The sequence below is a fragment of the bacterium genome (assembly GCA_040753085.1).
Classification (GTDB): domain Bacteria; phylum UBA9089; class JASEGY01; order JASEGY01; family JASEGY01; genus JASEGY01.
The window spans coordinates 1-4,285 of the sequence record JBFMHI010000198.1 but is presented as its reverse complement, the minus strand read 5'-3'; the positions used below and the strand labels follow the sequence as shown (position 1 = coordinate 4,285).

Here is a 4,285-nt window from a genome sequence, read left to right as displayed (position 1 = left end):
AGTACTACGGTGGATGGCGGCCTGTACCTAAGGCACTCCCTGGAAACGGGGAGCAAACAGATTGCAGGACACCTAAGGCTATTGGAGAGGGTAACTCGCCAGTTCTCTACTCTACCCTATGTTCTACGATAATGAACTAACCGCAAGGTTTCACAGAAAATTGGACGGTTATGAACCGTCCCAAATTCAGCCGTTATCCTTGAAGGGGGAGGAGAATATATAATTGAAGCGGTTTATGAGGGAAAAACGAGTTGGAAACAGGAAGCTTTAAAGAGATACAACTTTACCAATGTATTTAGTGGTAAGGTAACCTCAGATAAAGTAAAGATAAAGATACTAGTGAACAAAAGTGAACCATCCCAATAATTCTTTATGTAGACAAGGAGAGACAGCCGCTCATTTACTTTGGTAGATGGTTTCTCTTTTGTCTTCACAAAAAAAGAGAGTAAAACTACTCAGTCACAAGGCAGCAGAACCGCCACCAAAAGGAACAGAGATTTCGCAGATTTTTGCTGATTAGACAGATTATTTTAATAGATAGACGGGGGAAACACCATTGAAATTTCTGATGAATTTTGGATATTGGAACCCTCGAAAAAATCTGCGGAATCTGAGAGAAGGAGTGAAACCTGTGTTTCTCTTTTTGCCAGGCTGAGTAGTTACAAAAAGAGAATGAGGAAGGATAAACTTATCGTCGAGGGGACATTCCGGGAGGCGATAAGTTTTTTGTATAGGCGGCTGGCCTTGATCAGTCGGCCATTTATCGAATCGCGAATTGCGAATTAAAAAATAGGTAACCGTTCAGGGGGTAATGAAAGTTGAGGGGAAATTTTTGTAACTATTCAGCTCTTAAGGCACAAAGACACAACCTCGATCCTCGATCCTGGATGCTCGATTCTGGATGCTCGATCCTGGATACTGAATCCTTTACCAGCATCAAAGATCGAGCATCGAGGATTGAGCATCGAGCATCGAGCATCCAGCATCATGTGCTGAACGGTTACAAATTTTTTAGAAAAAATCCGTGAGAATCCGCCAAAATCTGTGTCATCCGTGTGCTATTCTATCATTCTCTTCGTGGCTTAGTGGCTTTGTGGCTGAACGGTTACAAAAATAGATTCGCAATTCGAGATTAACGATTCAATAAATGGCCAAAACGATGATCAAGGCCTGGTCAGGCCACCACACACCGATCATGAAAACAAAGATTATAATTTATAGCCTTCTTATCGGGCTGATGATAGGAATAGGGGGACTTATATTTTCTCCACCTGCCTCATTAACCCGTTTAACGGAAAAGAGGGGGTATATCTTTTTAAGACCAGTTGGACTAAGCCCCACTGATACCCTCCTTTCTCTGGAAGATGCCTTTGAACAAGTGGCTGAAACACTTAAACCAGCCGTAGTTAATATCAGTTTTGGAAAGCAGGAAGATATATCTGAAAATTCCCTCACCCCGCTCGATGACTTCTTTGAGCACCATTTTCCGGGACAAATACCGGAAGAACTAACCGCTTTAGGTTCCGGTTTTATCATCGACCCGGAAGGATATATTATCACCAATCATCATTTAGTGAAAGGGGCCACTGAAGCAGCGGTAACTTTTTTTAATGGACGAAGACTTATGGCTCGCGTGGTGGGAACTGATCCTAAGACAGATTTAGCCGTGCTTAAGGTGGAAGGAAAAGGTGATTTTCCTACGGTCAAAATAGGTGATTCAAACAAGGTTAAGGTTGGCAGTTGGGCGATAGCCGTGGGGAATCCCTTCGGACTGGATCATACGGTAACAGTAGGTGTAATAAGTGGAAAAGGTAGATCCATCGGGATCGCTCCTCTGGCAGATTTTATTCAAACTGATGCCTCTATTAATCCTGGTAATTCAGGTGGACCACTGGTGAATATCAATGGTGAGGTGATTGGAGTCAATACGGCTATTGATGTCCAGGCAGAGGGGATCGGCTTTGCCATACCTATTAATATAGCTACTAAGGTGATTAGTGATTTAAAGAAGTATGGCAAAGTTGTCTGGGCCTGGATGACCGGTCTCTATCTTCAGGATATTACACCCAGTTTAGCCAAGTATCTGCACATTTCTTCCAGAGAAAAAGGTGTTCTGGTGGCTGATTTGACTCAGGGAAGTGAAGCGGAAAAAGCCGGGATAAGACGAGGAGATGTAATCCTGTCGGTGGATGGAAACTCTATTTCTTCGGTAAGAGAGTTGCAGCGGAAGGTCCTTCAGGGCAGGGTCGGCCAGCGGGTGGTACTTTCTATTTTTCGCAAGGGGCAGAAATTGGTTATTCCCCTTACTCTATCTGAGATGCCTTCTGAATCAAAGAGGGATAGGGCGGGAATCTGGTTGGGTTTGACCCTTCGAATACTGACGCCGGCCTTAGCTAAACAGTTTAATCTGCCTCCGGCGGAAAGAGGGCTTCTGGTCTCAGAAGTGGATCCTGAAAGTCCGGCCTATACCTTTGGGCTTAAGCAGGGTGATATAATAAAAGAGATAAATAATATTCCCATCGATTCCCTTGCTCAATTCCAGAAGATAGTCAAAGATATGGGGCCGGGAGGGGCGATCCTTCTGCTTAAAAGAGAAGGCCACACCATGTTCCTGGCCGTTGGCCCGTAAACAGTTTTAGGTTTCGAGCTGGGGAGATGTTCATCGTTTCGGCCAAGGGGGCTATTTACCTTCCCGAAGGCTTCAAGCTTTCGGGAAGGTGGGAAGGTAACTGGCCGAAATGATGAACAAGACCCAACTTTTGTATGGCCCCTCGAAACTCGAAAACGTGATAAGACTTACCGCCTTAATTAGTCTAATTGCCGCTTTAGGTTTCAACTATGTTCAGCAACTAAAGCCTCAAGGAGAGGAAACTGAATTAGCCAGGGAAAAAGAAGCCCTCCGGGCAGTGATGCCGGGGGAAGGGATTAGTTTCTCCGAAAAAAAAGGCCGTCCCCCTTTGTATGAAGCCTACCGAATAGACCCGGCTGGAAATCGACAACTGGTCGGTCTTTGCTTTATCACCACCGACCTTACTCCAGAAGAAAGAGGTTATGCCGGTCAGATTAAGATTATGGTGGGGCTTGATCTGTCCGGAAAGATTACCGGCCTCGAAATCCTGGAACATACTGAAACACCCTCTTATGTAGAAGGAATATATGATCCTTCTTTCAAAGATCAGTTTAAAGGAAAAGGGATCGAGGATTCACTTCGGATAGGTTATGACTTAGATGGCATCAGCCGGGCCACTATTACCGCCGAAGCCATTGCCCGCTCTGTCAAAAAAGGCGTGCTTCAGGCCGCCAGGGATCGTCTCGGACTCAAGGTGAAGGACGGCGAAACCCCTGAACATCAACTTAAACAGAGGGCAGAGCTGTCGGGACTGGCTGTTCTCTTCCTGATGGCCTTAGGGGGTTTTCTTACTCAAAAGAGGTGGCTTCGCTATCTTTCTTTAGTCTTTGCCCTTATCTTTTTAGGCTTCATAAAAAGCAGTTCCCTATCAACGGTCAATCTGGTTAATATCATCACCTATCATTTACCCCTTCTGATATACAACCCTTTCTTCTATCTCTTTATGGCCTTTATCCTGATAACAACCCTTCTCTGGGGGCGTTTCTACTGCGGCTTTCTCTGCCCCTTCGGAACCGTTCAGGAATTCATTTATCAACTCAGCCCCAAAAGGGGGTATCTGCCTGCCTTGGGTAAGGGAATAAGACAGGTGAAATATTTTCTATTGTGGGGGCTGCTTATGGCGGCTTTACTAATAGATAATGCCAATATAGCCAACATAGAGCCTTTTAATACCCTCTTTTCCTGGACAGGTGGAAAGTTCCACTGGATATTGCTCGGACTTGTTTTAATAGCCGCGGGGTTTGAGTTTCGGTTTTGGTGCAAATATCTCTGTCCGGTAGGCGCAGGTTTAGGCTTAGGTTCCAGGCTGAGCCTTTTTAAATTTAGCTCCAAAGGAAATTGCGGCCTTTGCAATCTTTGTGTAGAGCAATGTAAAGTCGAGGCCATAGAAAAGGCAGGCACCACTGTTAGGGTCAGCCCCCTGGAGTGCATCAGTTGTAATGAATGTCGAAAGGTTTGTCCCAAGGGGAATATGGGACTACGGAGGATTGGGGCGGGGTGAACCCCGTGTCTATCCGAGGGCCTTCATTTTTTTGTAACCGTTCAGGTATGCACGAATTAGCACGGATAAATAACACAGGACAGAAGGCGGAAGTGTAGGGACAGGGCTTGTCCCTGTCCGTGCTTGTCCATGTCCGTTCCGTAGACGGACAACCA

At 45.5% G+C, this 4,285-nt stretch carries 3 protein-coding genes; 2 read left to right on the top strand and 1 reads right to left on the bottom strand.

Features of this window, described 5'->3' with window-relative positions; genetic code table 11:
* Window positions 1–842 precede the first annotated feature (842 nt).
* Window positions 843–989, bottom strand: a complete 147-nt coding sequence (locus AB1797_13350) for a hypothetical protein (GenBank protein ID MEW5768572.1) — start codon at window positions 987–989, stop codon at window positions 843–845.
* Window positions 990–1,147: 158 nt separating this feature from the next.
* Between AB1797_13350 and AB1797_13345 the strand changes: the two genes are divergently transcribed.
* Both AB1797_13345 and AB1797_13340 read left to right on the top strand, forming a co-directional pair.
* Window positions 1,148–2,629: a Do family serine endopeptidase gene (locus AB1797_13345; protein ID MEW5768571.1), complete on the top strand. Its 1,482-nt coding sequence runs from the start codon at window positions 1,148–1,150 to the stop codon at window positions 2,627–2,629.
* A gap of 109 nt (window positions 2,630–2,738) precedes the next feature.
* Window positions 2,739–4,130 carry a 4Fe-4S binding protein gene (locus AB1797_13340; protein MEW5768570.1) on the top strand — a complete coding sequence of 464 codons (1,392 nt, stop codon included), beginning with the start codon at window positions 2,739–2,741 and terminating at the stop codon, window positions 4,128–4,130.
* Window positions 4,131–4,285 lie beyond the last annotated feature (155 nt).